Annotated in this window: 22 protein-coding genes; 7 read left to right on the plus strand and 15 right to left on the minus strand. The window is 68.9% G+C overall.

Annotation, left to right across the window (positions count from 1 at the left end; translation table 11 throughout):
* Positions 1 to 3: 3 nt before the first annotated feature.
* The 5 genes from ACFWI8_RS23700 to ychF form a co-directional block, all read right to left on the minus strand.
* The gene (locus tag ACFWI8_RS23700; protein WP_387094913.1) at positions 4 to 726 is read right to left on the minus strand and encodes a M48 family metallopeptidase; all 723 of its coding nucleotides are present in this window, start codon (positions 724 to 726) and stop codon (positions 4 to 6) included.
* Positions 713 to 3,799 (minus strand): type I restriction endonuclease subunit R, encoded by a 3,087-nt coding sequence (locus tag ACFWI8_RS23705; RefSeq protein ID WP_387094915.1) that lies wholly within the window; start codon positions 3,797 to 3,799, stop codon positions 713 to 715. The genes ACFWI8_RS23700 and ACFWI8_RS23705 overlap by 14 nt, the downstream gene beginning before the upstream one ends.
* Positions 3,796 to 5,028, minus strand: coding sequence for a restriction endonuclease subunit S (locus tag ACFWI8_RS23710; RefSeq protein WP_387094917.1), 1,233 nt, complete (start codon positions 5,026 to 5,028; stop codon positions 3,796 to 3,798). The genes ACFWI8_RS23705 and ACFWI8_RS23710 overlap by 4 nt, the downstream gene beginning before the upstream one ends.
* Positions 5,025 to 7,460, minus strand: a complete 2,436-nt coding sequence (locus ACFWI8_RS23715; RefSeq protein WP_387094919.1) for an N-6 DNA methylase — start codon at positions 7,458 to 7,460, stop codon at positions 5,025 to 5,027. The genes ACFWI8_RS23710 and ACFWI8_RS23715 overlap by 4 nt, the downstream gene beginning before the upstream one ends.
* A gap of 601 nt (positions 7,461 to 8,061) precedes the next feature.
* Entirely contained in the window at positions 8,062 to 9,150 is a 1,089-nt protein-coding gene (ychF, locus tag ACFWI8_RS23720) for a redox-regulated ATPase YchF (protein WP_387094921.1), read from the minus strand.
* Positions 9,151 to 9,330: 180 nt separating this feature from the next.
* Here ychF and ACFWI8_RS23725 point away from each other — a divergent pair, with 180 nt between their 5' ends.
* Positions 9,331 to 9,840, plus strand: coding sequence for a DUF6542 domain-containing protein (locus tag ACFWI8_RS23725; protein WP_387094923.1), 510 nt, complete (start codon positions 9,331 to 9,333; stop codon positions 9,838 to 9,840).
* On the opposite strand, the gene ACFWI8_RS23730 is transcribed toward ACFWI8_RS23725, so the two are convergent.
* Complete coding sequence (locus ACFWI8_RS23730; RefSeq protein ID WP_387094925.1) at positions 9,837 to 10,832, minus strand: 4-hydroxy-3-methylbut-2-enyl diphosphate reductase; 996 nt, start codon at positions 10,830 to 10,832, stop codon at positions 9,837 to 9,839. The genes ACFWI8_RS23725 and ACFWI8_RS23730 overlap by 4 nt on opposite strands.
* An 80-nt stretch (positions 10,833 to 10,912) precedes the next feature.
* On the opposite strand from ACFWI8_RS23730, the gene xseA reads away from it, so the two are divergent.
* The 3 genes from xseA (at position 10,913) to ACFWI8_RS23745 (ending at position 13,140) form a co-directional block, all read left to right on the plus strand.
* Positions 10,913 to 12,139 (plus strand): exodeoxyribonuclease VII large subunit, encoded by a 1,227-nt coding sequence (xseA, locus tag ACFWI8_RS23735; RefSeq protein WP_387094927.1) that lies wholly within the window; start codon positions 10,913 to 10,915, stop codon positions 12,137 to 12,139.
* 37 nt (positions 12,140 to 12,176) lie between these two features.
* Positions 12,177 to 12,458 (plus strand): exodeoxyribonuclease VII small subunit, encoded by a 282-nt coding sequence (locus ACFWI8_RS23740; protein WP_387094928.1) that lies wholly within the window; start codon positions 12,177 to 12,179, stop codon positions 12,456 to 12,458.
* A gap of 88 nt (positions 12,459 to 12,546) precedes the next feature.
* Positions 12,547 to 13,140: a malonic semialdehyde reductase gene (locus ACFWI8_RS23745; protein WP_387094929.1), complete on the plus strand. Its 594-nt coding sequence runs from the start codon at positions 12,547 to 12,549 to the stop codon at positions 13,138 to 13,140.
* Here ACFWI8_RS23745 and ACFWI8_RS23750 read toward each other — a convergent pair.
* On the minus strand, positions 13,127 to 13,750 hold the full coding sequence (locus tag ACFWI8_RS23750) for a DUF4245 domain-containing protein (RefSeq protein WP_387094931.1): 624 nt from the start codon (positions 13,748 to 13,750) through the stop codon (positions 13,127 to 13,129). The genes ACFWI8_RS23745 and ACFWI8_RS23750 overlap by 14 nt on opposite strands.
* Before the next feature lie 133 nt (positions 13,751 to 13,883).
* Here ACFWI8_RS23750 and glpX point away from each other — a divergent pair, with 133 nt between their 5' ends.
* Positions 13,884 to 14,912: a class II fructose-bisphosphatase gene (gene glpX, locus ACFWI8_RS23755; RefSeq protein WP_311601185.1), complete on the plus strand. Its 1,029-nt coding sequence runs from the start codon at positions 13,884 to 13,886 to the stop codon at positions 14,910 to 14,912.
* A 548-nt stretch (positions 14,913 to 15,460) separates the two neighbouring features.
* On the opposite strand, the gene ACFWI8_RS23760 is transcribed toward glpX, so the two are convergent.
* Both ACFWI8_RS23760 and ACFWI8_RS23765 read right to left on the minus strand, forming a co-directional pair.
* A complete protein-coding gene (locus ACFWI8_RS23760; protein ID WP_387094983.1) occupies positions 15,461 to 15,832 on the minus strand; it encodes a WhiB family transcriptional regulator in 372 nt (123 codons plus the stop codon).
* Between the two features lie 237 nt (positions 15,833 to 16,069).
* Entirely contained in the window at positions 16,070 to 16,786 is a 717-nt protein-coding gene (locus ACFWI8_RS23765) for a DUF1707 domain-containing protein (RefSeq protein WP_387094933.1), read from the minus strand.
* Positions 16,787 to 16,967: 181 nt separating this feature from the next.
* On the opposite strand from ACFWI8_RS23765, the gene ACFWI8_RS23770 reads away from it, so the two are divergent.
* Both ACFWI8_RS23770 and ACFWI8_RS23775 read left to right on the plus strand, forming a co-directional pair.
* On the plus strand, positions 16,968 to 17,522 hold the full coding sequence (locus ACFWI8_RS23770; protein ID WP_387094985.1) for a peroxiredoxin: 555 nt from the start codon (positions 16,968 to 16,970) through the stop codon (positions 17,520 to 17,522).
* Positions 17,523 to 17,535: 13 nt separating this feature from the next.
* Entirely contained in the window at positions 17,536 to 18,108 is a 573-nt protein-coding gene (locus ACFWI8_RS23775) for a carboxymuconolactone decarboxylase family protein (RefSeq protein ID WP_387094935.1), read from the plus strand.
* 7 nt (positions 18,109 to 18,115) lie between these two features.
* Here ACFWI8_RS23775 and ACFWI8_RS23780 read toward each other — a convergent pair whose 3' ends face one another.
* The 6 genes from ACFWI8_RS23780 to ACFWI8_RS23805 form a co-directional block, all read right to left on the minus strand.
* A complete protein-coding gene (locus tag ACFWI8_RS23780) occupies positions 18,116 to 20,086 on the minus strand; it encodes a SpoIIE family protein phosphatase (RefSeq protein WP_387094936.1) in 1,971 nt (656 codons plus the stop codon).
* 41 nt (positions 20,087 to 20,127) lie between these two features.
* Complete coding sequence (locus tag ACFWI8_RS23785; RefSeq protein WP_387094938.1) at positions 20,128 to 20,850, minus strand: DUF402 domain-containing protein; 723 nt, start codon at positions 20,848 to 20,850, stop codon at positions 20,128 to 20,130.
* Between the two features lie 101 nt (positions 20,851 to 20,951).
* Positions 20,952 to 22,346, minus strand: coding sequence for a class II fumarate hydratase (locus ACFWI8_RS23790; protein ID WP_387094940.1), 1,395 nt, complete (start codon positions 22,344 to 22,346; stop codon positions 20,952 to 20,954).
* 59 nt (positions 22,347 to 22,405) lie between these two features.
* Positions 22,406 to 24,700, minus strand: coding sequence for an ABC transporter permease (locus tag ACFWI8_RS23795; protein ID WP_387094942.1), 2,295 nt, complete (start codon positions 24,698 to 24,700; stop codon positions 22,406 to 22,408).
* Complete coding sequence (locus tag ACFWI8_RS23800; RefSeq protein WP_311601178.1) at positions 24,697 to 25,380, minus strand: ABC transporter ATP-binding protein; 684 nt, start codon at positions 25,378 to 25,380, stop codon at positions 24,697 to 24,699. The genes ACFWI8_RS23795 and ACFWI8_RS23800 overlap by 4 nt, the downstream gene beginning before the upstream one ends.
* Positions 25,377 to 25,901, minus strand: a complete 525-nt coding sequence (locus ACFWI8_RS23805) for a PadR family transcriptional regulator (RefSeq protein ID WP_387094944.1) — start codon at positions 25,899 to 25,901, stop codon at positions 25,377 to 25,379. The genes ACFWI8_RS23800 and ACFWI8_RS23805 overlap by 4 nt, the downstream gene beginning before the upstream one ends.
* Positions 25,902 to 26,012 lie beyond the last annotated feature (111 nt).

Here is a 26,012-nt window from a genome sequence, read left to right on the forward strand (position 1 = left end):
CCCTTATGCCCACTCTTCCTCGGCGAGTGGCGCTTCATTTAGCTCGTCACGAAGGCTCCGCCAGTTCGGCATGAATCTTTCCATGAGCTTGGTGAAGCGCTCATCATGGTTGCGTTCAAGATAGTGCGTCATCTCATGGACAACGATGTACTCCAGGCAGCCTGGAGGCTTCTTGGCAAGTTCAACGTTGAACCAGATGCGCCCGGTCTCGCGATTGCACGAGCCCCACTTGGTCTTCATGCGCTTGATATTCCACCGCGGCACCGACACTTCGAGGACAGGTTCCCATTTGGCAATCAAATCCGGGATCACATGTCGCAACTGCTCCCGATGCCAACGGTCGAGCAACTCTCGCCGGTGTTCAGCTGTTGTGCCGACCGGGACATACAGCAGCAGTCGTTCACCGTCTAGCTCGAAGTGAGCCCGCCCGGGACGCTCCACGACCTTCATCCTGCGACGAACGCCCCACACATAGTGGGACTCGCCTGTGACCATCTCTCGCGTGGACTGCCGGGCAGCTGATCGAAGTTTCTCGCGCCGCTCTTTAATCCACGGTAGCCGTTGGATTACAGCGAGCCGCACCTGCTCACTGTCGAGCTGGTGCGGCGCTGCTACACGGACGCGTCCCAGTGGCGGATAAACACCGATGTGCAGGTTCTTGATGTTCTTGTAGATAACGTCAACGTCGATGCCACGAACGGTGAGAGAGGCGCTAGCGGTACTCATGGCGTGCCTTTAGCAGTTCCAGTAGCTCATCAAGCTGGTCGAAGTCGGCGGGCAGTGCCTGAGCGAGCGCGCGCTTGACCTTCTTCTCCTTCATCACGTTGCCCACCCACGAGTCGGGCTTGGTATGGAGAACAGTGGTGTCCACAACCGCAGCCAGTTCCGGCGACTGACCGAAGAAATCAATCAGAGCGCGGCGAGCAGCGTTGTCAGCCCACTCCGGGTACTTGGTGTCTGACTCGCCCTTGCCGAGCTTGGACGCGTGCTCCAGGAGCTTCGCGAGGTACTCCTTGTAGTCCAGAGCATTCTGCCGCCGTTCCTCAAGTATTGCGTCGAGCAGCTCCGACATCCTGTCGTAGTACTTCGGGTTCATCGGGCGCTCATCGATGATCACCACGCGCATGTTGTTGGCGATCGTTTCCGCCACCGCTTCCGGGTCCCTCTTGATACCCGAGGGAAGCTTGTCGAGCGCGCCGGCTCCCATCTCGACGATCAACTGGATCAGCCCGGCTTCCTGGAAGTCGGATACCACCTCGGAGGGGCCGGCGCTGATGTACGTGTCGAGCAGGTGCCGCATGCCGGCCTCGTACTGCTTGAAATCGACGTTCTCGCCAGCGCCGAGCTTCACCTCTTCACGCACGTTGGCGTAGTGGGCGATCTCTTCCTTGATCGCTGCGGCTTCGGCATCGCTGTACCCAGCGGCCTGCATTTCGTTGGCGAGGTTGCCGTACGCGCGAGTCACGGCCGCCACAGACTTGTAGAGCTCAACCCGCTTGGGCTCGTTGGCCTTGAGCTGCTCGGTGTTGCCCTGCTCCTGGGCGCAGAAGTACTGCTGGTACTGGAGAGTGTTCTTTGGTGGTTCGACCGGCTCACAGAGCGCCCGGATCTTCTCCAGGGCCTCATCGAGGTCGTCACGGGCCTTGTCGATCCGGTCTGACAGCAGCCCTTCGATGTCCTTCGTCTCGTAGCCTTCGAGAGCACCGCCGGTGTAGTCCGCGATCGCGGACTCAAGGGAGTTGAACAGGTCGCGGTAGTCGACGATGTAGCCGTAGTCCTTGTCCTCGCCGTCAAGGCGGTTGACCCGGCAGATCGCCTGGAACAGACCGTGGTCCTGCATCTTCTTGTCGATGTACAGGTACGTCGCACTCGGGGCGTCGAAGCCGGTCAGGAGCTTGTCGACGACGATGAGTAGCCGCATCTGGCCCGGGTCATTGATGAAACGTTCCTTGACGTCCCTCTCGAACTGCTCGACCTTGCCCATCGCCTTGTCGGCAGGCTCGTTGAAGTGGTCCGCGAGCATCTGCCGGTAGATCTCGTACTGGCGCAGCCGTTCGGTCGCGCCGTGGCCTGAGTCTTCCTTGGCGATGTCACTCGACTGTGGTGTGTACGAGGTGATGATGGCGCACTTGCCCTTGAAGCCAGCCTGAGTGAACAGCTCGTAGAACTTACACGCCTGGTAGATGCTCTGACTGACGAGAATGGCGTTGCCTCGGCCATCCGACAGACGGGGCTTGATCTCCATGTCGAACAGGATGTCGTTGACTATCTGCCGGGCCCTCGGCTCCGAGCTGACGACCTTCTGAATGGTGCCCCAGCGTTTCTTGAGCTCGGCGCGGGAGAGGTCCGTCATGCCGCGGGTCTTGGCCTCAAACCACTGGTCGACCTTCGCCGCCGAGGTCAGGTCCTGGTCGATGTTGCGAGCCTCGTACCGCAAGTCGAGCACGACGCCGTCGGCAACGCCGTCGTTGTACTTGTAGGTGTGAATGAAGCTGCCGAACCGCTGGACAGTGGTGTCCTTGTCTGCCTTAAGGAGAGGCGTACCGGTGAAGCCGATAAACATGGCCCCAGGCATGAGCTCCTTCATGGCGTCGTGCATCTTGCCCGACTGCGTACGGTGGGCCTCGTCGACGAAGACGAAGATATTGCCCTTGGCATGGAAGTCCTTGGGGACAGTCGCCTTCAGCGCACGGATGAACTCGCTCTCAGCTTCATCCCGGGCGGCCTCGTCTTCCGAGCCACGAAACTTGTGAACCAGCGAGCAGACCAGCCACTCCTCGCTCGCATTCAATGTAGCGAGGAGATCAGCGCTGCTCTTGGTGCGATAGATGGCCTCGTTGACTCCCTGGAAGACCTTCTGAATCTGATCATCCAGTTCGCTCCGGTCAGTGATGAGGAGCACGCGGGCATCCGGCTGATTCTCGCGAATCCACTTGGCCAGCCACACCATCGTCAGAGACTTGCCGGAGCCCTGAGTGTGCCAAATGATGCCGCCCTCGCGCTTGGCGATCCGCTCCTGAGCGGCCTTGACGCCGAAGTACTGGTTGTGCCGACAGGTCTTCTTCTGCCCCGCATCGAAGACCATGAAGTCGTGAACCAGCTCAAGCAGACGTTCCTTTGAGCAGAGCTGGGTCAAGGAACGATCCAGGGGGGCGGCGATGTCGGACGGCTCCCGCCATGCAAGCCAGTACTTCTCCGGCGTGTCGATAGTGCTGTAGCGCAGCCCCTCCACATCGTTGCCGGCCATGACTAGCTGCACCGTCGTGAAGAACGACCGGATGAACTCGGGACGCTGGTTTCCGATGGTCTGGCGGATACCTTCAGAGACGGCAACCTTCGAGCGCTTGAGCTCGATCGTCCCGAAGGCGATGCCGTTGACATACAGCACGATGTCTGGGCGCTTCGCGTGCTGCCCCAGCACCGTCACTTCTTCGGCCAGAGCGAAGTGGTTGTCTTCGGGGCGCGCCCAGTCGATAAGCCAGACCGTCTCCATCTGCTCGCCGACACCAGGCTTGACCTTCAAACCGTACCGGAGCAGACCGTAGACGTCCCGGTTCGCCTCGTACAGGTCACGACCGCCACCGAGCGAGGCGTCACTCTTCAGCTTGTCGATCGCCTTGTTGATGAGGTTGTCGTTGTAGCCCCGGGCACGGAGGTTCTGCTCGAGTAGCTCGGCATCGACGTTGGAGTTTGCCGCACGGTGCTCCCAGTTGCCGAGGTAGTCGTAGCCCAGCGACTCCCGAAGAAAGGTAATAACGTGATCTTGAGCCTTGCGTTCGGCTTGACCTACATTACTCATGCCGCGCCTTTCCTGTCCGGAAGGCGGTTCAGTAGCCTCTGCATCATGCCACGCTTGACGTCAATCATTTTTCGAAGCTTGGCATGCAGGGCCAAAATTTCTCCATCCGCATCGCCAAGCACTTGAGCCAGTGCTCGTTGTTCATCAATCCCAGGCATTGGCACCACGAGATCACGAATCTTGGCAAGTGTCAAACGCGTAATCGCGTTACCCGCCATTGCATTCTTGATCTGCTGTCGACCTTGACTTGAGAGCAAATACTGCAAAATGTACGCCTCGGAAGCCTTCTGCGGGTCGCAGCGAAGAAAGGCGACACTTGAGAGGAGGCTGATCTCCTCTCGAAATGGATTCAAGGCGGCGTTGCCAGTGTTCGCCCCATCCTTCGTGATCAGCAGATCACCAAATCTTGTATCGCAGCGACTATAGATCTTCCTGTGTTCAGACTCGGAGATCGTCTCCACGGTCTCCAATTTCATAACCCCAAACCCAATATTCTTCGAGGTGATGTACTTGAAGGATGAACCTCCAAGTCGGGGCGAGAAGTGGGTACCGTCTTGGATCTTGATGCTCACATCTGAGAGACGATGTTCTGCGAGCTCGCCGGTGAAGCCTGGAAGCCGAGTCCTCCCGGCCAAGAGTTGCTGCATCGTGCCTTGCTTGACCGCTTGCTTCTTAGCGATCATCCGTTCCAGTGCGGCGATTGAATCGTCAGCTTCAGCAAGAACCTGCCCGATGGCACGTTGCCGCTCCACAGATGGAAGGCATAGCGGAAGTCTACTAAGAATTTTCTGATTCAAAGAGGCCATAGTCGTGCCGGTTGCGTGTTGCACGATCCAGTCTCGAACCTGGGTCGACTGCAGCACGTAGACCATATACAACGGATCAATGGCTGTTCCCAACCGAACCCGAATTCCATCCGACCCTAGGAAGTACCCTTCTTGAGAATCCAATACCCTTGCAGATCGGTCAACGGCGCCCTTTCGCCCGAAAACGATATCGTTTGCTCGAAGTACATACTCTGACATTCGCTTAACGACGCTTGGCCCTACCCTTGGCGTAGCAGAGGTGATGCATAGCCGACCATGACCGATCTCGCCAACGGAAATGACTGGAACACCTGTATCGGAATACTCGGACGCTCTCAGCGCAGTACCAAATGGCCCAGTTCTGATAGAGCCCCCGCCTCGCCTCAGCAACTCCCCAAGAGTCGTAACTTGTGGCACTGTCACGCGTATACCCCCATTGCCGTCAAGTGGGCAATGACCCTGAACTCTCGCTGCTCTAGGTCGTTATCGAGATCATTGACAGTCTCGGCGTAGCGCTCACCGAGCTGCTGGATCCGCGAAACGAGTGCCAGCGTGAGTGACTCAGCTTCAGACACAACGCGGCTACTGATCGCCGCCTGCCACTTATCGTCGAGTACGAGCTGCTTGATCTCAGGCTCAGTGAGATCGCCGTACTTCTTAAACGTCGCGAGATCGAGGGAAGCCTGGGCTTCCTTGGCGGTCTTCTTGGCGACAGCCTCTTCGTTGTACAGCTTGATCAGGTGCTGGAGGGCCTCGACCTCCGCCGCGTCAGTTCCCTCGTGCCGAGCCACCTTAAGGCGCGACGAAACGAGAGCTTTAGAGACCTTGCCTTCGTCCATCGCCTCGGCAAGCAGGCCGTCTTCTGCGGCGTGCTCTTCGATATACTCCTCGATAGCACGGCTGGCGTCTTCGACTGCCGTGTGCAATGCATCAACCTTGGACTGCTCGTCCGCAATGTACCGAGTGACGACAAGCCTCGGCGGGATGAGGTCCATCTTGAACTTGGTGGCGCTGCGCCCCGAGCCAACGACAAGGTCCGGGGTCTCGGAGAGCTTGCGCGCCTTGTCCTCGAGGGTCTTGCGAGGCTTCGCCGCCTCACACCACCCCTCATTCATGACGAGAAAGACGTCGTCGTGCATGACGCCATGCCAATAAGTCATGAGCTGCTCGTAGACGTCGTACTCGTCGAGCAGCGGGGTGTTCCTGAACCGGGCCAGTAGATCGTCGCCGATACGAGCGATCAGGTCCTTGGGGATAGTGTCTGGGTTGAGCGCTTGCAGGACCGGCCGGTGGGCGGCGAACCAATCGTCAACCTGGCCACGGATGTCCATTGCGAACTTCTGGAACTCGTCGGAGTCCAGGATGGCCTGTTGCACCTCAGCTACACCGACAGCCAGGTCGCTGTAGCCGGGACGGTTCGGCTTGAAGAGCGTGGTACGAAGACTCGGGAACGCCTCCCAGTACCCGTTGAGTGCGTCCAGGTCGTGGTCGGGGATCCCGCCGTGAAGGTGGGCGTGGAGGTCCTGGACGTCTTCCGGCTCGGAGGAGTCGATGTACCGCGGGATGTTGAGGTTGTAGTCGTTCTTCGGGTCGGCAATCTCGTGGAGCGGCACCATACGTGAGTAGCGCTCAATCTCGGTCTGCTTGTTGAAGACGTCGACGATCTTGTGAATGTCCTGGCTCCGGAGACGGTTCTTGTTGCCGTCCTTGGTGAACCCCTTGGAGGCGTCGACCATGAAGACGCCGGTGCGCGCTTGGGCGTTCTCTTTGTCGAGGATGATGATGCAAGCCGGGATGCTGGTGCCGTAGAAGAGGTTCGGGGGCAGGCCGATTATTCCCTTGATGTAGCCGCGGCGCAGCAGCTCCATACGAATGCCCGCCTCGGCGTGACCGCGGAACAACACACCGTGCGGCAAGATGACTGCGGCCTTGCCCGTGCTCTTGAGCGACTTGAGGATGTGCAGCAGGAAGGCGTAGTCGCCGTTCTTCTCCGGCGGCCGGCCGAGGTCGAAGCGGCCGTAGTCGTTCTCGAGGCCGTTGCTCCACGACTTGATCGAGAACGGCGGATTAGCGACGGCGAAGTCGAAGGTCTGTAGCCGTGCGCCCTGGGTGAACTGTGGGCTGGTGATCGTGTCACCCTTGCGGATGTCACGGTCCTCGTAGCCGTGGAGGATCATGTTCATCTGGGCCAGCGCCCAGGTGGCGTTGTCCTTCTCCTGACCGTAGATGGTGAGGCCACGTGGGGCCTCGTCAGCGACCTTGAGGAGCAACGAGCCGGACCCGCACGTGGGGTCGTAGACCGTGTGGTCCTGCCGGGTGCCCGCTCCGATACCGACGACCTTGGCGAGTACGCGCGAGACCTCGGCAGGGGTGTAGAACTGGCCCTTCGATTTGCCCGACTCCGTGGCGAAGTGCCGCATCAGGTACTCGTAGGCGTCGCCAAGTAGGTCGTCGCCCTCAGCGCGGCTACCTCGGAAGTCGAGATCAGCGAAGATCGTCACCAGCTTGGAGAGGCGATCCTGCATCTCCTTGCCCTTGCCGAGCTTCTCTTCGTCGTTGAAGTCGGCCAGGTCGATGACCTTTTCGAGTCCGTTGGCCTCGGCGAGCTTGCCGATGATCTTGTTGACCTTATCGCCGATCTCCTTGTCTCCCTTGAGTGCGATCATGTCGTCGAAGGATCCACCGACGGGGACGTCGATCAAGGAGTTCGGATCGGACTTGGCCTTGTCCGTCACGTACTTCACGAACAGCAGCGTCAGGATGTAGTCCTTGTACTGGCTGGCATCCATGCCGCCGCGCAGCTCGTCGCAGCTCCGCCAGAGCGAGCTGTACAGGTCCGACTTCTTGAGAGCCATTACCAGGCCACCCCCTTGCCAGCGCCGAGCCCAGGGCCTGACCGCGATCCTGCGGTGAGGTGTTCGTGTGACCTGTCCATCCTTCGGCGCCCATCCTTCACATGCCGGTGCACGACAGCAGTGCCACTAGTGGCAAAGTCCAAGCTAAGTGCCTCAACGATAGCGCTGGGCGCTGACACGGGATGCCGTTAGCGTGCGGCGCTCAAGAGCCTAGACGCGACAGTCCGTTGTGGTGTGTTCACCGATCAGTCGTGAAACACCGTGTGTGTTGGACGATGGCGCACGTTGGCGGGTCGGGTAGCTGGGGGCCTGTATTGCGGCGCTGGACTCCTCGCCGGCTGCCAGGGCAGCGAGGGCTCTTCAGGTCTGCTGTCTGATTCCAGTGCTGAGCGGAAGTGTCGTGACACTGGCCGCCGCGCATGTGTAGGCCCAGCACGAATCCAGCACGGTGGGGCTGACCTGGGATGATGACAGGTGACGGGGTGTCAGAAAATCCAGCACCGATCCAGCACGGGGATGACGGCGGGGTCACCCCGTGATGGGGCGACCCCACCGCGACCTGCGCGTTTGCCAGGTCAGTGGCTCTGTGCTACGGCGGCCGTCACACGTTGAAGCGGAACTCCACCACGTCGCCGTCGCGCATCACGTAGTCCTTGCCCTCCATGCGCGCCTTGCCGCGGGAGCGGGCCTCGGTGACGGAGCCGGCTTCGAGGAGGTCGTCGTAGGAGATGACCTCGGCCTTGATGAAGCCCTTCTGGAAGTCGGTGTGGATGACGCCGGCCGCCTCGGGGGCGGTGGCGCCCTTGGGGATGGTCCAGGCGCGGGCCTCCTTGGGGCCCGCGGTCAGGTAGGTCTGGAGGCCGAGGGTGTCGAAGCCGACGCGGGCCAGGGTGGCGAGGCCGGGCTCCTGCTGGCCGACGGTCTCCAGCAGTTCGAGGGCCTCATCCTCGTCGAGCTCGGCGAGGTCCGCCTCCAGCTTGGCGTTGAGGAAGATCGCCTCGGCCGGCGCCACCAGGGCGCGCTGTTCGGCCTTGAACGCCTCGTCCGTGAGCTCGTCCTCGTCCACGTTGAAGACGTAGAGGAAGGGCTTGACCGTCAGCAGGTGCAGCTCCTGGAGCGGCTCGGCCTGCTCGGAGCCCTGCGCGATGCCGGCGGAGAAGAGGGTGCGGCCGTCCTCGAGGATGGCCTTGGCCGCCTCCACGGCCGCGACGACCGGCTGCCTGTCCTTCTTGATCCTGGCTTCCTTCTGGAGCCTGGGCAGCACCTTCTCGACGGTCCCCAGGTCGGCCAGGATCAGCTCGGTGTCGATGGTCTCGATGTCGCTCTTGGGCGACACCTTGCCGTCGACGTGGACCACGTTCTCGTCCTTGAAGGCCCGGATGACCTGGCAGATCGCGTCGGCCTCGCGGATGTGGTGGAGGAACTTGTTGCCCAGGCCCTCGCCCTCGCTCGCGCCCCGCACGATGCCCGCGATGTCGACGAAGTCGACGGTGGCCGGCAGGATCCGCTGCGAGCCGAAGAGCTCGCCGAGCCGCGTGAGGCGCGGGTCGGGCACGCCGACGACGCCGATGTTGGGCTCGATGGTGGCGAAGGGGTAGTTGGCCGCCAGGACGTCGTTCTTGGTCAGGGCGTTGAACAGGGTCGACTTGCCGACGTTCGGCAGGCCGACGATTCCGATCGTGAGCGACACGTGAGACTTCCCGGGCGAGAATGCGTGGACGGTGGCCGACGGACCGTGGGCCGGTGAACCAGTCTACGGGCGCGCCCGGGACCGGCTACCCCCGACGGGGGAGCCCTCGACCGACTGTCATATGGGCCGCAAGCGTGTCCATCGCCCTTTTCCCCACCTTCGCCGCATTACCTTGGTGACGTGGAACACACAACGCACACAACCCGTCACCCAGAGCACTATGCGACGGCCCCGGTGCGGACGACGGTGCCCCGGCCCGCGGGGCGGGTGCCGGCGGCCGGGCGCCAACCCCGACCGGCCCGGCGACTCCCCAGGGCGCGCCTCACCGGGCTCGGCTGCGGGGCGCTCGCGGTGGCGTCGATGGTCGCGGCGGCCTGGCTCTGCAAGCTGATCGGCGGGGCCGACGGGGCGCCGACCTACTACGGGGCGCTGTTCGTCGCCACCTCGGCGGCGGTCTCGCTCTGGGTGCGGCCGGCCGACCTGGTCTGCGCCCCGGTCGCGGCCCCCATCGCGTTCGCCGTCGGCCTGCTCAGCACCAACGGACTGCTGGAGACGGTGACGACCCTGGCGCTCAGCGCGCCCTGGGTCTTCGCCGGCACCATGACGGCCTGCGCGGTCACGCTCTCCCGCTCCTGCCACCGGCTGGTGCGCAGGCGCGCCGAGCGGCGGGCCGCGACGCGCGGTCGCTAGACGTTGGCCTCGACGCGGCGCGCGGCCGCCTCGGCCCGCAGGTCGCGGCGCAGCTCCTTGGGCAGCGAGAACTGGATGTGCTCCCGCATCGGCTGCACGACCTCGACCTGGCCGAAGCCGCGCTCGGCCAGCCACTCGACCACGCCGTCCACCAGCACCTCGGGGACCGAGGCGCCCGAGGAGAGCCCGACCGTGGTCACGTCGGCCAGCCACGCCTCGTCGATCTCGTCGGCGTTGTCCACCAGGTAGGCGGCCTTGGCGCCGGCGCCGAGCGCCACCTCGACCATGCGGGCCGAGTTGGACGAGTTGCGCGAGCCGACCACGAGCACCAGATCCGCCTCGGCGGCGACCTGCTTGATCGCGGTCTGCCGGTTCTGCGTGGCGTAGCAGATGTCGTCGCTCGGTGGGTCGTTCAGCAGGGGGAAGCGGCGCTTGAGGGCGCCGACCGTCTCCATGGTCTCGTCGACCGAGAGCGTCGTCTGGGAGAGCCAGACCACCCGGGAGGGGTCCTTGACCTCGACCTGCTCGGCCGCCTCCGGGCCGTCGACCAGGGTGATGTGGTCGGGTGCCTCGCCGCTGGTGCCGACGACCTCCTCGTGGCCCTCGTGGCCGATGAGCAGGATCTCGTAGTCGTCCTTGGCGAAGCGGACGGCCTCCTTGTGGACCTTGGTGACCAGCGGGCAGGTGGCGTCCACCGTGGCGAGGCCGCCGCGCTCGGCCTCGCGGTGCACCTCGGGGGCGACGCCGTGGGCCGAGAAGATCACGATCTCGCCGCGCGGGACCTCGGACGTCTCGTCGACGAAGACGGCGCCCTTCTGTTCCAGCATCTGCACCACGTACTTGTTGTGCACGATCTCGTGGCGCACGTAGATGGGCGCGCCGTACTGCTCGAGGGCGCGTTCGACGGCGATCACGGCCCGGTCCACGCCCGCGCAGTATCCACGGGGGGCGGCGAGAAGTACGCGGCGGTTGGTGTCAGACGGGTCGACCATGCGCCTATCGTACGGGGGCGCTCCGACAGCCCCGACGGCTCGGTCGGTCCGTTGTCGGTCCCCGGCGATAGCGTGGGGCCATGGCTGTGCAGACGTCGGCGGAGACGCCGATCCCGGTGGGTGAGGTGTCCAGGCTCATCGGGAGTTGGGTGGAGCGCCTGGGCGCGGTGTGGGTCGAGGGGCAGATCACCCAGCTCAGCCGGCGGCCCGGCTTCGGGGTGGTGTTCCTCACGCTGCGCGACCCGGCGCAGGACGTCTCGCTCCGAGTCACCTGCTATCGCGGGGTGTTCGACCGGGTGGCCGACGTGATACGCGAGGGCGCCCGGGTGGTGGTCCTCGGCAAGCCCGAGTGGTACGCGCCGCGGGGCGAGTTGTCGTTGCGCGCCTCCGAGATCCGCGCGGTGGGGGTGGGCGAGCTGCTGCTCCGCCTCGACCGCCTCAAGCGGGCGCTGGCCGCCGAGGGGTTGTTCGCGCCGGAGCGCAAGCGTCCTCTGCCGTTCCTGCCGGGCTGCGTCGGTCTGGTGACGGGCCGCGCCTCGGCCGCCGAGCGTGACGTGTTGGAGAACGCGCGGCTGCGCTGGCCGGCGGTGCGGTTCGCGGTGCGCAACGTGCCGGTGCAGGGCGTGCACGCGGTGCCCCAGGTGGTGGACGCGGTGCGGGAGTTGGACGCGGATCCGGCGGTCGACGTGATCGTCGTGGCGCGGGGCGGCGGCAGCGTGGAGGACCTGCTGCCGTTCTCCGACGAGGCGTTGGTGCGGGCGGTGGCCGAGTGCCGCACGCCGGTGGTCTCGGCCATCGGGCACGAGCCGGACACCCCGCTGCTCGACCTGGTGGCGGACGTGCGGGCCTCCACGCCGACGGACGCGGCCAAGCGCACCGTGCCGGACGTGGGCGAGGAGCTGGCGCGGGTGCGGCAGCTTCGGGAGCGGGCCAGGCGGGTGCTCGGCTCGGTGCTCGACCGCGAGGAGCGGGGTCTCGCGGCGGCGCGCAGCCGGCCCTCGATGGCCCACCCGCACCGGATGGTGGACGGGCGCCAGGAGGAGCTCGCGGCGCTGCTCGAGCGCTCCCGGCGCACGCTGCGGCATCTGCTCGACCGGGCGGCGGGTGATCTGGAGCACACCAGGGCCCGGGTGGTGGCGCTCTCCCCCGCGGCCACGCTGCGCCGCGGCTACGCGGTGCTCCAGCGGGCGGACGGCGCGGCGGTGCGCGCGGCGGACGAGGTGGCGGCGGGCGAGCGGCTGCGGGCCCGGGTGGCGGACGGCTCGTTCCCCGTCACGGTGGCGGACGAGGTGGCGGACGAGCGGTGAGCGGCGGCGGCGGATCGGGTGAGAGGCGGAGCTTAGGGTGGCGGACGTGACGGATCTGACGGAGGCGGCGGGGACGGGCGAGGCCGGCGCGGCGGCGCTCGGCTACGAGCAGGCGCGGGACGAGCTGGTCGACGTGGTGCGCCGTCTTGAGGCGGGCGGCGTCACGCTCGAGGAGTCGCTCGCGCTCTGGGAGCGCGGCGAGGAGCTGGCGCGGATCTGCGGCCACTGGCTGGAGGGCGCAAGGGCCAGGCTCGACGCGGCGATCGCGGAGAGCGAGGGCGCCGCCGCGCGGGAGGAGGCGGACGGCGCCGGGGAATAGCGACCCCGGGTCGGCCCGTTGCGGGGGCGTGCGGCCGGTCGGGCCGCACGTCCGACGTCTTCCCACCCCCGCGAAAGGCAACGCCAGGATGACCAGCCTCGCCCTCGACCCCGCCGCCCAGGACCTGCTCTTCCACGAGGCGCACACCGCGCGCGCCTTCACGGACGAGCCGGTGACCGACGAGCAGATCGCGGCGGTCTACGACCTGATCAAGCTGGCGCCGACCGCGTACAACTCGTCGCCGCTGCGGATCACGCTGATCCGCAGCGCGGAGGCCAAGCAGCGGCTGCTGCGGCACGTCGCCTCGGGCAACCAGCGGCAGACGGCCGAGGCCCCGGTCACCGCCATCCTCTCGGCCGACCTGGACTTCCACGAGAAGCTGCCGCGGCTGGTCCCGGCCAAGCCCACCCTCAAGGACGCCTTCGCCGACGCCGACGCGCGCGCCGCGTCGGCGCAGCTGAACGCGGGGCTGCAGATCGGCTACTTCGTGCTGGGCGTGCGGGCGGCGGGGCTCGCCGCTGGGCCGATGTCCGGCTTCGACGCGGCGGGCGTGGACAAGGAGTTCTTCGGGGACGGCAGGCAGCGCTCGCTGGTGCTGGTGAACATCGGCCGGCCCGCCGAGTCGGCGTTCGCGCCCCGGCAGCCGCGACTGGCCGCCGAAGAGGCGGTCACCTCGCTCTGACCTCCAGGGCCTCAGCGAAGGCGACGAGTCGGTCGGTGGCCACCGTGCCGAACACCACGGTGGTCACCTCCGGCTCCTGGAGCACCAGCGCGTCGTACCGGTCGCCCTCGTAGCGGGCCCAGTCCCGGCCGGCCGCCGACACCGTCTCGCCGGTGTCCTCGGCATTCTGGGTGACCGAGGCCAGGAAGGGCTCAGGCCCGCCGACGACCGCGTCGGACTGGGCGAGCGCGACGTACTCGTCCTCCGGATCGATCATGCCGAGCCGCCAGGTGGCGCCGAACTCGCCCTGCGGCTCGTACCGCACCGAGGTGGCGCGCCAGTCCTCCGGCAGCCCCTCGGGCGCCAGCAGCTCGTACGGCGCGACGCGGGCCGCGGTGCTGGCCGCCACGTCGTACTCCACCTCGCGCACCGGGTCGATGGACTCGTCGTGCGGGATGAAGAAGTACATGGCGAAGGCGCCGAGGCAGATGATCGCCATGGACAGCACCATGTTCCTGATGGTCTGGAGGCGGAGTCGCTGCCGCGACCTCGCGGCGGGCCGCTCGCCCGCCGGCTCCGCCTCGCCCGCCGTCTCCGTCTGCCGCGCCGTCTCGGTCGTCTCGCTCGCCACCCAGCCATCGTCGCGCACGCCGCCGGGCGCCGAGCAACCACCCCCGGCAATGCTCATCCGAAGGGCGCTCTGCTCATGTGTACTCATTCGGGCTAGAGTCGAAAGCACCCTCCGCCCAGAAAGGCGTGTCCCGATGCCCGAACATCTCCCGCCGCAGCTCGACGTCGACCCGCAGGCCCCCGACCGCAACCTGGCCCTGGAGCTCGTCCGCGTCACCGAGGCCGGCGCCATGGCCTCCGGGCGCTGGGTCGGGCGCGGCGACAAGAACGGCGCCGACGGCGCCGCCGTGCGGGCCATGCGCACGCTGGTGTCCACGGTGTCGATGAACGGCGTGGTGGTGATCGGCGAGGGCGAGAAGGACGAGGCGCCGATGCTGTTCAACGGCGAGCGCGTCGGCGACGGGACGGGGCCCGAGTGCGACGTGGCCGTCGACCCGGTGGACGGCACCACGCTCACCGCCAAGGGCATGGGCAACGCGGTCTCGGTGCTGGCCGTGGCCGAGCGCGGCACGATGTTCGACCCGAGCGCCGTCTTCTACATGGACAAGCTGGCCACGGGCCCGGAGGCCGCCGAGTTCGTCGACATCGACGCGCCGCCGGCGGTCAACATCCGCCGGGTCGCCAAGGCCAAGGGCGGCAGCCCGGAGGACGTCACGGTGGTCATCCTGGACCGGCCACGCCACGCGGACCTGGTGAAGGAGGTCCGGGAGAGCGGCGCGCGGATCAAGTTCATCTCGGACGGCGACGTGGCCGGCGCGATCATGAGCGTCCGCGAGGGCACGGGCGTCGACCTGCTGCTCGGCGTCGGCGGCACGCCGGAAGGCATCATCGCGGCCTGCGCCATCAAGTGCCTGGGCGGCACCATCCAGGGCAAGCTGTGGCCGAAGGACGAGGGCGAGCGCCGGGCGGCGCTGGACGCCGGGCACGACCTGGACCGGGTGCTGCACACCGACGACCTGGTGCGCGGCGAGAACGTGTTCTTCGTCGCCACCGGCATCACCGACGGCGAGCTGCTGCGCGGCGTCCGCTACCGCGGCGAGACGGCCACCACCCAGTCCCTGGTGGTCCGTTCCCGCTCGGGCACGATCCGCCAGATCGACTCCACCCACCGCCTCACGAAGCTCCGCGCCTACAGCGCCATCGACTTCGACCGCGGACGCTAGGCGCGGGCGCTATGCGCACGGGCGCGTCACGGTGGCGCCGGCGAGACCGGCCGGCCGCCTTTCGGTGCGGCCACCGCGGCGCGGTGCCTTGTGCCCGGGGCACGGGCAGCGGCGACCGGGGCCGGCTGGGGACCCGGCGACAGCCGGGACACCGGCCACGCCCGGACCGCAACCGGAACCGGCCAACTCCCGGCCACCGCCGGAACGGCGGCCGCGCACGGACCAAGAACCGAAGCCGGCTGGGGACCCGGCGACAGCCGGGACACGCGGCCATACCGGGACCGGCCGGCCCTCGCGACGCCGGGGCCGAACCCACGCCTCCCCGGGCCGGCCAGGCCATCGGCCGGAGGAAGCGGCGGGTGTCGGAAGGAGCCGTCGGCCGGCGACGGCCTTACGGCCTGGGGCGGGCTGGGCGGCACCACCCCGAGACCAGGAACCGGAGCCGGTTGAGCTCCCGGCGACAGCCGGGACACGTGGCCATGCCCGGACGGCGACCGGAGCCGGCTGGCCCCCGGTGACAACCGGGACAGGCTGCCACGCCCGGCCCGTCAGGCGATGCGGCTGATGTCCGCGGTCCGGCCGCCGCCGGGCCCCGCGGCCTCACGCCTTCGGCGCCTGCTCAGCACCACGCGCCGCTCCGCGGCCGTGAGACCGCCCCACACTCCGTAAGGCTCCGGTTGGAGCAGTGCGTGCTCCCGGCATTCGAGCAGCACCGGGCAGCGGGCACAGACCGACTTCGCCGCCTGCTCCCTGGACAGGCGCGCGGCGGTGGGCTCCTGTGAGGGAGCGAAGAAAAGCCCCGCCTCATCCCGGCGGCAGGCGGCCTCCGAATGCCAGGGACCGGCCAGGTCCCTCGGGCTGCGCTGAGTGGGAACGGCTGGGGACCACTGGGACTCTTGTGGCGGTGACGATTGCAGCACGGTCAACTCCTGATGACGGCTACGGAGGTCGCTCCTGGCGTGGACCCTCACTCGTCCGTGGGGGAGCCGCGGTTCGCCCTTCCCACCATGCGGCCATACGAGTGACGGTCCCCCGAGCCCTACCCGCTGTGCGCACGCTTATGCACGGAGCGACAACATGCCGGTCGTATCAGTCGTTACGTCAGTCGTTCCGGTTAATCGTCCCCGTTATGCGTCGCCGAGCGGTGACGTCGGTCGTCACTCGTCACGCAGGTCGCGGATCCGCCTGCCGTGCACCACCTTGGCCTCCACGCCGCCCCAGATGGCCACGCCCTGGACGGTGATCACCGGCGCGCCCGGCTCGGTGGACTCGACCTCCCGAACGTCGAAGCCGCCCATCACGCCGCTGCCCGCGCCGCGCAGCGTCACGTTCTCCGGGACCTTGATCTCGATGCCGCCGCAGATGGCCGTGGCGTTGATGACCACGTGCTGCTGCTCGAAGATCGCCTCGGTCAGGTCGAGTTCGACGCCACCGCAGACGGCCACCGCGTTGATCTTCGCGCCGACCCGCCAGCGGCCCTGCCGGTTGGCGCCGCTGAGCACCGCCACCACGTTCTTCGCGCCGGCCACCTGGATCCCGTGTCCTGAGGGCCGCACGCCGGATGGTCGCGGACCCACGCCCACGGCCGGTGAGGCGGCGGCGGGCGGGACGTACCGCTGGCCGGCCGGCAGGTCGCCGATCAGCGGTTCCAACTCGGCCAGCGTCTTGGCCCGGTAGACCGCGTCGATCCGCTCCGCGTGCTCCTCGGCGTCGATGCGCCCCTCGGCCAGGGCCTCGCGCAGGATGTCGGCTATCCGGTCCCGGTCGGCGTCGGAGGCGCGGACCGCCGGCGGCCCGGCGACTGCTTGCTGCGGCGCCGCCTTCTCCAGCGGGACCTTCCCCAACGGCACGGCGGGCGGGTTCTCGGCTGTCACTCCTTCAGCGTACCGAAACGCGATACATCGCGACCAGTCCGGAGGGCGCCGTGTTCGCCCCGCGGGCGCCCAATCCCCGGCAATCGCGAAACCACCCGAAACGGTGATTCCAGGAGCAGTACCGCGTATGCCACGGTGGGGACTTCCATTCGCTCAAACCACGAACATGGAGTCCCGTCACATGCTCACCATCGGCGACCAGTTCCCCGCCTACCGACTGACCGGCGTGGTCGGCCCGTCCGACGCCCTGGAGTTCCGCACCTTCTCCAGCGAGGACCGCGAGAAGAGCTGGACCGTCGTCTTCTTCTGGCCCAAGGACTTCACCTTCGTCTGCCCCACCGAGATCGCCGCCTTCGGGCGCCTGCACGGGGAGTTCGCCGAGCGCGACGCCCAGCTCCTCGGTGTCTCGGGCGACTCCGAGTTCGTCCACCACGCCTGGCGCCGCGACCACCAGGACCTGCGCGAGCTGCCGATCCCGATGCTCTCCGACGCCCGGCAGGACCTGATGCGGGCCTGCGGCGTCCGGGGCGCCGACGGGTTCGCCCAGCGCGCCGTGTTCATCGTCGACCCGCACAACGAGGTCCAGTTCACGATGGTCACGGCGGGCTCCGTGGGCCGCAACCCCACCGAGGTGCTGCGGGTGCTGGACGCGCTGCAGACCGACGAGCTGTGCCCGTGCAACTGGAACCGGGGCGACGAGACCCTGGACCCGGTCAAGCTGCTCGCGGGCGTCTGAGGAGTCGACACCGATGGCCCTCGACGACCTCAAGGCCGCCCTGCCCGACTACGCCAAGGACCTGCGGCTCAACCTCGGTTCCGTGACCACCACCTCCCAGCTCTCCCCGCAGCAGCTCTGGGGCACCCTGCTGGCCTGCGCCGTCGCCGCCCGCTCCCCACGGGTGCTGCGCGAGCTCGAACCCGAGGCCCGCGGGCGGCTCACCGCCGAGGCGTTCGGCGCGGTCCTGGCGGTTACCGCCACCATGACGATGAACAACGTCTACTACCGCGCCAGGCACCAGCTCTCCGACCCCGGCTACGGCACCCTGCGGGCCGGCCTGCGCATGTCCGCGCTCGCCGACCCGGCCGTGCCCAAGGCCGACCTGGAGCTGTGGTCGCTCGCCGTCTCCGCGGTCAACGGCTGTGGTCAGTGCCTCGACGCGCACGAGAAGGCGCTGCGCACGGCCGATCTGGCGCGCGAGACCGTCCACGACGCGCTCCGCGTCGCGGCGGTGCTCCAGGCCGTGGCCACCACGCTGGACGCCGAGGCCGCGCTGGGCGGCGCGCCCGAGGCGCTGCCGCTCGGCGAGCCGGCGGCCGGCTGACGGCCGCTCAGCTGGCGGCGGCGGGCGGGGCCACCTCGAACCAGACCAACTTGCCGGTGGACAGGCGCGTCGCGCCCCACTGCCTGGCGAGCCGCTGGACGAGGTACAGGCCCCGCCCGCCCTCGTCCGCCGGCCCCGCCTGCCGCAGCCGTGGCAGCTGCGGCACGTCGTCGCCGACCTCGCAGCGCAGCACGTCCGTGCGCAACAGGCGGACGGTGACCGGGCGTTCGGCGTACCGGACGGCGTTGGTCACCACCTCGCTGACCAACAGCTCGACCGAGTCCTCGAGCTCGCCGAGCTGCCACTTCTCCAGGCTCTCGCGCACCAGCCGCCTGGCCTCGCGCACCGACTCGGCACGCGGGTCCAGGCGGCGGAAGGCGACGCTCTCGGGCGCGATGCCCTCGAACCTGGCGGCCAGCAGGGCGATGTCGTCGTCCCGGTCGCCGGGGCCCACGATGTCCAGGATCTCGTCGCACAGCGGCTCCAGCGGAAGCGCCGCGTCCGGCCGGGTGAGCCCGGAGATCGCCGCCAGCTTCTCGCGCAGGTGCTCCACGCCGGTCCACACGTCCCTGGTGCGCGACTCGACCAGACCGTCCGTGTAGAGCAGCAGCGTGGCCCCGGCCGGCGCGTCGAACTCGACGGTCTCGAAGTCCACGCCGCCGACGCCGATCGGCGCGTTGGGCGGGAGCTCGACCAGCTCCGTCGATCCGTCGACGTGCAGCAGCACGGGCGGCGGATGGCCGGCGTTCGCGGCGGTGATGCGGTGCGCGACCGGGTCGTAGACCGCGTAGAGGCAGGTGGCCATCCGGTCGGTGCCGAGGCGCTGCGCCTGCTCGTCGAGGTGGTGCAGCACCTCCTGCGGCGGCAGGTCGAGCCCGGCCAGGGTCTGCACGGTGGTCCGCAGCTGGCCCATGATGGCGGCCGACGTCGTCGAGTGGCCCATCACGTCGCCCACGACCAACGCCACCCTGCTGCCGGGCAGCGGGATGGCGTCGTACCAGTCGCCGCCGACGCGGGCGGACTGGGCGGCGGGAAGATAACGGCTCGCGAGCCGCACCCCGGTGGGCGCCGGCAGGTCGTCGGGGAGCATGGTGCGCTGCAGTTCGTCGGCGATGGACGCCTCACGGCCGTACAGCATGGCCTTGTCGACGCCGAGCGCCGAATGGGTGGCGAGCTGCGCCGCGACCTGCAGGTCCTCCTGCTCGAAGGACTCGCGATCGGGCGGCCGGAGGAAGACCGCGACGCCGATCACCCGGCGCCGGCCGCGCAGCGGGGCGATGATCGCGCGCCGCTCCTCGGGGACGGTCTCGGCGCCGGTCAGCTCGCGCAGCGCCGCCCTCGGCACCTGGGACTCGGTGAACAGCGGCCGCACCCCGCGCATCACCTCGGCCAGCGGACCGTTGCCCCTGACCTCGACGGTCGAGGTGGCGCCGGCCAGCAGCGGCAGCAGCGAGCCCGCGGCGTCGGCCGTGTCGGGCGCCCTGGTGTTGCCGAAGGCCAGCTGCTCGGGGATGCGGTCGGTGCGGCGGAGCTTGAGGACCCACGGGGTGGCCGGCATCTCGTCGCCGACCGGCATGGGGTTGAGGAGGTAGACCAGGATGGCGTCCGAGAAGGCCGGGACCGAGGCCCGGCACAGGCCGATGACGATCTCGTCCACGTCGATGCCCCGCGCGATCCGGCGGGTGGCCGACCCCACGAACCGCAGCCGGTCGGTCTCGCGCATCCTGCCGTTCAGCCCCTCGCCGGCGGCGGGGTGGGCGGGCGGGTGTTCGGCGGTTCCGGGCTCGGAGCGGGCGTGCGGCAGCGCGGAGCTCTCGGCGAACGTGGGTACGTCCGCCGTGCGAGCCACGGGCTGCGGTGGGGTCGGGTCCGTCACGAGGGGATGTCCATCCAGGCGGGGAACTAGCGTGCGGGGTGGGGGCGTTGTCCAGTTGTGTGGTCGTGGGGGTGATCCTACGTTTGGCGCCCCGGTCGACATCAAGAGCCTCTCGGGTGCCTCGGCAGTCTTGCCACCTCGGTCTAGGGCGCCATGGGCGCCTCAGGTGAGGGTGCCATGGCGGGACCTGATCTGTCCCAACCCTGCGGCAACTTGGCCCAGTCGGGGGGCAGCCGGGGAACGCGCCAGCGAGGGTCGGGACGCCAGGAGACCCAGTTCTCCGAGAAGGGCGGGCCCCACTCGCGGATCAGCGCCGTCGCGCGGCGGCCGGCCTCGCGGACGCCCGCCGCCTGCTCCCCGGTCAACAGGCCGGCCTGCTGAGCCTGGGCGAACTCGTCCTCGTCCCGCCACTCCCAGCTGTGATCGGGGTAGACCGCGATGTCGAGGAAGTGGTCCTCGGAATCCACCCCGCCCGACCACCTGCTCCGGGGCTCCTCAAGGTTGACGTACCAGTTCTTGAAGCGCCAGCCCCGCTCCCAGAAAAGCCACACGGACCAGGGCTCGCCGGGGCGTGCGAGCTTCAGCACCCCCGCGCCCAGCCACTGCGTTCGAACGGTGACACGGGGCTTGGTGTAACGGGTCGCCAGCGGCTCCAGGTGGACGGGGGTGCCGTCGGCCAGCTCGGGGCGGACGCACTCGGTGCCGGGGGCCATCCAGACGGCCAGCAGCTCGGGGGTGTCGCGGACCACGGTGACGGGCCGGCAGATGTGGAAGCCGGGGCCGCCGTTGGCCCGGTAACGCCACAGGACGTGGTCACCGGGCCGCCAGCGGTCCGTGCCTTCCGGCCGGTCAGTTCCCGTTGTCATCTCCTCATGCTATTCGGGCCCGCGCCGGGGGCGGGTGCATCCGGCCGCGCCGAAGGGAGGGTGACCGACCGACGAACGGTCAGGAAACTCCCAGGAAATGATCAAGGGCGGGTCATGCGCAGCACGTCGAGCGCCTCGTCCAACTGTTCGACGGTGAGGTCTCCGCGCTCCACGTAGCCGCCGTCGAGCACCGCCTCCCGGATCGTCTTCCGCTCCTTGAGGGCCCGCTTGGCGACCTTGGCCGCCTCCTCGTAACCGATGTAGCGGTTGAGCGGCGTGACCACGGATGGCGAGGATTCGGCGTACTCGCGAGCCCGCTCCTCGTTGGCGGTGACGCCGTCGACGGTGCGGTCGGCCAGCAGCCGGGAGGCGTTGGCCAGCAGCCGGATGGACTCCAGCAGGTTCTTGGCGATGACCGGCAGCATCACGTTCAGCTCGAAGTTGCCGGAGGCGCCGGCCGTGGTGACGGTCACGTCGTTGCCGATGACCTGGGCGGCCACCATCAGCACGGCCTCGGGGATCACCGGGTTGACCTTGCCGGGCATGATCGAGGAACCGGGCTGGAGGTCGGGCAGGTTGATCTCGGCGAGGCCGGTGCGCGGGCCGGAGGACATCCAGCGCAGGTCGTTGCAGATCTTGGTGAGCGAGACGGCGATGGTGCGCAGCTGTCCTGAGGTCTCGACCAGGCCGTCGCGGGCGCCCTGGGCCTCGAAGTGGTCCCGGGCCTCGGTGAGGGGCAGCCCCGTGGTGCGGGCGACCTCGGCGATGACGGCGGCGGAGAAGCCGGGCGGGGTGTTGATGCCGGTGCCGACGGCGGTGCCGCCCAGCGGCAGCTCGGCGAGCCGGGGCAGCGAGGCGTTCAGCCGCTCGATGCCGTACCGGATCTGCGCCGCGTAGCCGTCGAACTCCTGGCCAAGGGTGACAGGGGTGGCGTCCATCAGGTGGGTGCGGCCGGACTTGACGACGCCGGCGAACTCCTGGCCCTTGCGCTCCAGCGACTCGGCCAGGTGCGCGAGCGCCGGGATCAGCTCGCCGGTGACCGCGCCGGTGGCGGCGATGTGGATGGAGGAGGGGAAGACGTCGTTGGACGACTGGCTGGCGTTGACGTGGTCGTTGGGGTGGACCGGGCGGCCGAGGCGCTCGCTGGCGAGGGTCGCGAGCACCTCGTTGGTGTTCATGTTGGAGGAGGTGCCGGACCCGGTCTGGAAGACGTCGATCGGGAAGTGCTCGTCCCAGCGCCCCTCGACCACCTCGTCGGCGGCGGCCACGATGGCCTCGGCCAGGTCCTTGTCGATCACGCCGAGCTCGGCGTTGACGGTGGCGGCCGCCGCCTTGATCCGGGCCAGGGCCGCGATGTGCGCGCGCTCGATCCGCTGGCCGGAGATCGGGAAGTTCTCCACGGCCCGCTGGGTCTGCGCGCGCCACCGCGCCTCGGCCGGCACCCGCACCTCTCCCATGGAGTCGTGCTCGATCCGGTACTCATTCGTCCCACTCATAAGGACGAATCTACCGGCAGCCCTCGCCGCGCCGTCCGCCACCCGATCGAGGCCGCGGGCTACTCGGTCCGCAGCCCGTCGGGCCGCATCACGTACCAGAGGGACGGCAGGCTGACCAGCGTCACCAGGACGATCACGCCGGCGCCCACGACCGCCATGGGCAGGAAGGCCGACCAGTCGCCCACCGGCAGGTCGACCATGCCCATCAGCAGGGCCCCGAGCGCGGTGCCCACGGCGGAGGCCATCGTCAGGCCGAGGACCACCGGTATCGCCGTCTGCCACAGGATGGAGGCGCTGAGGGTGCGGCGGCGGGTGCCGACCGCGATCAGCGCGGACAGCAGGCGCCTGCGCTCCCGCAGCTGCTCCACGGTGGTGACGACCATGCTGGCCCCTATCAGCAGCAGCACCCCGGTGGCTCCGGCCAGCAGGCCGGCCTGGATCCGCTCGATGTTCCACGAGGGCCGCTCCGCGGCCATCTCCCACACGGCCGCCTGCTCGGCCCGGTGCCAGGCCACGTTGCGCACCCGCTCCACGGCGTCGCGGTCGTCCGGGTCGAGGCGGAGCAGCGCGGAGGTGGCAGCGCCCACCAGGCGCTCGGGGTCGAGCGCGGCCGGGGTGGCGAAGATCCCGGACCTGGTGGTGCCGCCGGGGTCGGGGCGGGACCCGACGGACGTGATGGAGGCGGGCACCGTCCAGACGGCGGTCGGGTCGCCGCCCTCCTCGCCGCTGAGGTCGAGGCGGTCCCCGGGACGCGGGGCGAACTCCCCGTCGTCCACGTGGAAGACGTCCCCGTCGGAGCAGCTGGCGAGCTCGGTCAGCTCCCGCAGGGTGCCGCAGTCCGCGACGGTGACGGTGGACTGGTAGGCGGACCCGCCGAGGCTGACGCCGCTCCCGGTGACCATCCCGAGGGCGCCCTCGACGCCGCGCAGGCTCTCCAACTCACCGATGAGCCTGGTGCTGTCCTGCCCGTTGGTGAGGGGCGCGAAGACCTCCAGCTGGGCCCGGTCCGGATCCTGGCCCGTCTCCACGGTCTCCTCCGACCTGACGCCGGAGAACAGCATGGACAGGGCGGTGGCCGCGGCGACCGCGACCGTGATCCCACTGACGGCGCGCGCCGCCGGGCCGCTGCCCAACTGGAGCCGCCTGGTGGCCAGCTGCCAGGAGAGCGGCCCGCCGCCGAGGCCGCCGACCAGCCGCTCGACGAGCCAGGGCAGCACGATCGTGCTGCCGGCGAGCAGCAGCACGATGCCCACGGCGGCCTGGGCGAGCGTGCCGTCGTCGGCGGCCGAGAAGCTGGAGACCAGCGGGACCAGCAGGCCGAGGCCCAGCAGGACGGGGACCAGGCGCCAGGCGAGACGCCGGGGCCTGCCCTCCGCGTGCCGGACGACGCCGAGCGGCTCGATCGTCACGCCGCGCAGCGCGAAGAGGGTGACCGCGAGCGCCGAGGCCGGCACGGTGATCAGGACGAGCACGATCAGGGAGCCCTCGGGCACGATGTCGGCCGGGTAGGCGCTGATGTCGAGGACCGTGACGCCGCTCAGGTACTGACGGAGCAGCAGGAAGCCCGCGCCGCCCAGGGCCAGGCCGAGGAGGGAGCCGGCCAACGACTCGCCGGCCGCAATCCGCCGGGTCATGGTCATGTCCGCGCCGAGCAGGCGCAGTGCCGCGAGCCGCCGGTCCCGCAGCTCGCCGCCGAACCTGACGGCCGTCGCGATGAAGACCGCCACCGGCATCAGCAGCCCGACGCAGATCACCAGGACCAGCAGGGTCAGCGCGGGCGACAACGGCTCGCCCATGGACCGGTGTCCGAACTCGGCGACGCGGACCGCGTTGTCCCCGAGGACGTCGGTGCCGGCGTAGTAGTAGAGCTCTCCCGGGCCCGACAGTCCCTCCGGGGCGATGGTGCCGGCGCGCTCGTAGGCCAGGCGCTCGGCGAGCAGCCGCCCGTCGGGCGAGTCGAGCAGCCGGCCGAGGGCCGGCGAGACGACCATCTCGCCCGGGGCGGGGAAGGCGTCGAGGCCGGGGGGCGGGGTGGCCGTGGTGGCCTCGCCCGCGTCGGGCTGGAGCTGCCGGCCCTCGACGGTGCGCCCGCGGTACTCGGTGTCGGCGGACAGGACGAGCACCGTGTCGGGACCGGGCGGCACCTGGGTGCCCTGCCCGATCGCCCGCGCGTCCTGCCGCTGGGCGCGGGCCTCCAGGGCGCTGGGGATCGAGGCGGCCAGCAGCAGCACGACCACCCCGAGGCCCACGCCCACCGCCGTGAGAGTGGTGCGGGCCCAGCCGGAGCGGCCGCCGGCGAGCGCGAACCGGGCGCCGACGCCGAGGTCGCGCGCCCAGGCACGGACGGCGCTCATGCCGCCCCCGCCAGGTCCCTGGCGCGCCCGTCCCGGACGACGACCTCGCGGTCCGAGTACGCGGCGACGCGCGACTCGTGGGTGACGAGCACCACGGCGGCGCCCGTGTCCCTGGCGGCCGCGACCAGCAGCTCCATCACACGCTCGCCGTTGAGCGAGTCGAGGGCGCCGGTGGGCTCGTCGGCGAAGATCACCCGGGGGTCGTTCACCAGGGCGCGGGCGACCGCCACGCGCTGGCCCTGGCCACCCGAGATCCGCCCCGGCCGGTGGTGGCGCACGTCCGCCACCTCGAGCCGCTCCAGCCACTCCGCCGCCCTGGCCTCGGCGGCCTTGCGGGGGGTGCCGGTGAGACGCAGCGGCAGCGCCACGTTCTCCGCGCAGGTGAGCTCGGGCACCAACTGGCCGAACTGGAAGACGAACCCGAAGTCGGAGCGGCGCAGCGCGCTGCGCTCGGCGTCGGAGAGGCCGGACACCTCGCGCCCGGCGTAGCGCACGGTGCCCGCGTCGGGCGGGACGATGCCGGCCAGGCAGTGCAGCAGCGTGGACTTGCCGGATCCCGAGGGGCCCATCACCGCGACCACCTCCCCTGAGCCGATGGCGAAGCTCGCGCCCGCGAGGGCCGGGGTCGAGCCGTAGGTCTTGCGCAGGTCGGTGGCCGAGAGCAGGAACTGGTCGGTCATGAGCGGACCTCCGCGGCGAGGCGGTCCAGGCGGGCGGTGGTGAGCTCGAGCCAGCGCAGGTCGGCCTCCAGGTGGAACAGCGCGTGGTCGCAGATCAGCTGGTCGGCCAGGTCCCCACCGGTCTTGCGGCGGGTGAGCTCGCGCATCAGCCGCAGGTGCTCGGCGCGCTGCGTGTCCAGCAGCACGGCCGCGTCCCGGCCGGTGAGCAGCGCGAGCACCACCTTGGTGTAGAGCACGCTGTGCAGGTACGGCTCGGGCTTCTCGGGGCTGGTGAGCCAGCCCTCGACGTCGGTGACCCCCGCGTCGGTGATGGCGTACCGCTTGCGCTCGGGGCCGTCGCCCGGCTCTATGCCCTCGACCTCGACCAGGCCGTTCTTCAGCAGGCGGGACATCGTCGAGTACACCTGCCCGTAGTGCAGCGGGCGGTCCTGCCCGAAGTGGGCGTCGAAGGCTCGCTTGAGGTCGTATCCGTGCCGGGGGCCGGACTCGAGGAGGCCGAGGAGCGTGTGACTGATGGACATGGGGACGACTATACACGGCGTGTATAAACACGGTGTATAGACGTCGGGTATACCCCGCGGGACCGCCATACGGCCCCCCGCGGACGACCTCCGTCACCCTGGTGGCACGGA

The organism is Streptomyces sp. NPDC127098 (assembly GCF_042722465.1).
In the GTDB taxonomy this organism is placed as follows: domain Bacteria; phylum Actinomycetota; class Actinomycetes; order Streptomycetales; family Streptomycetaceae; genus Streptomyces; species Streptomyces millisiae.

Excerpts from the sequence above, each read along its gene's own strand:
- ACFWI8_RS23790 (WP_387094940.1), bottom strand. The coding sequence starts at position 22,346 with ATGAGTGGGACGAATGAGTACCGGATCGAGCACGACTCCATGGGAGAG.
- ACFWI8_RS23700 (WP_387094913.1), bottom strand. The coding sequence starts at position 726 with ATGAGTACCGCTAGCGCCTCTCTCACCGTTCGTGGCATCGACGTTGAC.
- ACFWI8_RS23745 (WP_387094929.1), top strand. The coding sequence starts at position 12,547 with ATGACCAGCCTCGCCCTCGACCCCGCCGCCCAGGACCTGCTCTTCCAC.
- ACFWI8_RS23705 (WP_387094915.1), bottom strand. The coding sequence starts at position 3,799 with ATGAGTAATGTAGGTCAAGCCGAACGCAAGGCTCAAGATCACGTTATT.
- xseA (WP_387094927.1), top strand. The coding sequence starts at position 10,913 with ATGGCTGTGCAGACGTCGGCGGAGACGCCGATCCCGGTGGGTGAGGTG.
- ACFWI8_RS23780 (WP_387094936.1), bottom strand. The coding sequence starts at position 20,086 with ATGTCGACCGGGGCGCCAAACGTAGGATCACCCCCACGACCACACAAC.
- ACFWI8_RS23800 (WP_311601178.1), bottom strand. The coding sequence starts at position 25,380 with ATGACCGACCAGTTCCTGCTCTCGGCCACCGACCTGCGCAAGACCTAC.
- ACFWI8_RS23775 (WP_387094935.1), top strand. The coding sequence starts at position 17,536 with ATGGCCCTCGACGACCTCAAGGCCGCCCTGCCCGACTACGCCAAGGAC.
- glpX (WP_311601185.1), top strand. The coding sequence starts at position 13,884 with ATGCCCGAACATCTCCCGCCGCAGCTCGACGTCGACCCGCAGGCCCCC.
- ACFWI8_RS23715 (WP_387094919.1), bottom strand. The coding sequence starts at position 7,460 with ATGGCTCTCAAGAAGTCGGACCTGTACAGCTCGCTCTGGCGGAGCTGC.
- ACFWI8_RS23805 (WP_387094944.1), bottom strand. The coding sequence starts at position 25,901 with ATGTCCATCAGTCACACGCTCCTCGGCCTCCTCGAGTCCGGCCCCCGG.
- ACFWI8_RS23730 (WP_387094925.1), bottom strand. The coding sequence starts at position 10,832 with ATGGTCGACCCGTCTGACACCAACCGCCGCGTACTTCTCGCCGCCCCC.
- ACFWI8_RS23785 (WP_387094938.1), bottom strand. The coding sequence starts at position 20,850 with ATGACAACGGGAACTGACCGGCCGGAAGGCACGGACCGCTGGCGGCCC.
- ACFWI8_RS23795 (WP_387094942.1), bottom strand. The coding sequence starts at position 24,700 with ATGAGCGCCGTCCGTGCCTGGGCGCGCGACCTCGGCGTCGGCGCCCGG.
- ACFWI8_RS23770 (WP_387094985.1), top strand. The coding sequence starts at position 16,968 with ATGCTCACCATCGGCGACCAGTTCCCCGCCTACCGACTGACCGGCGTG.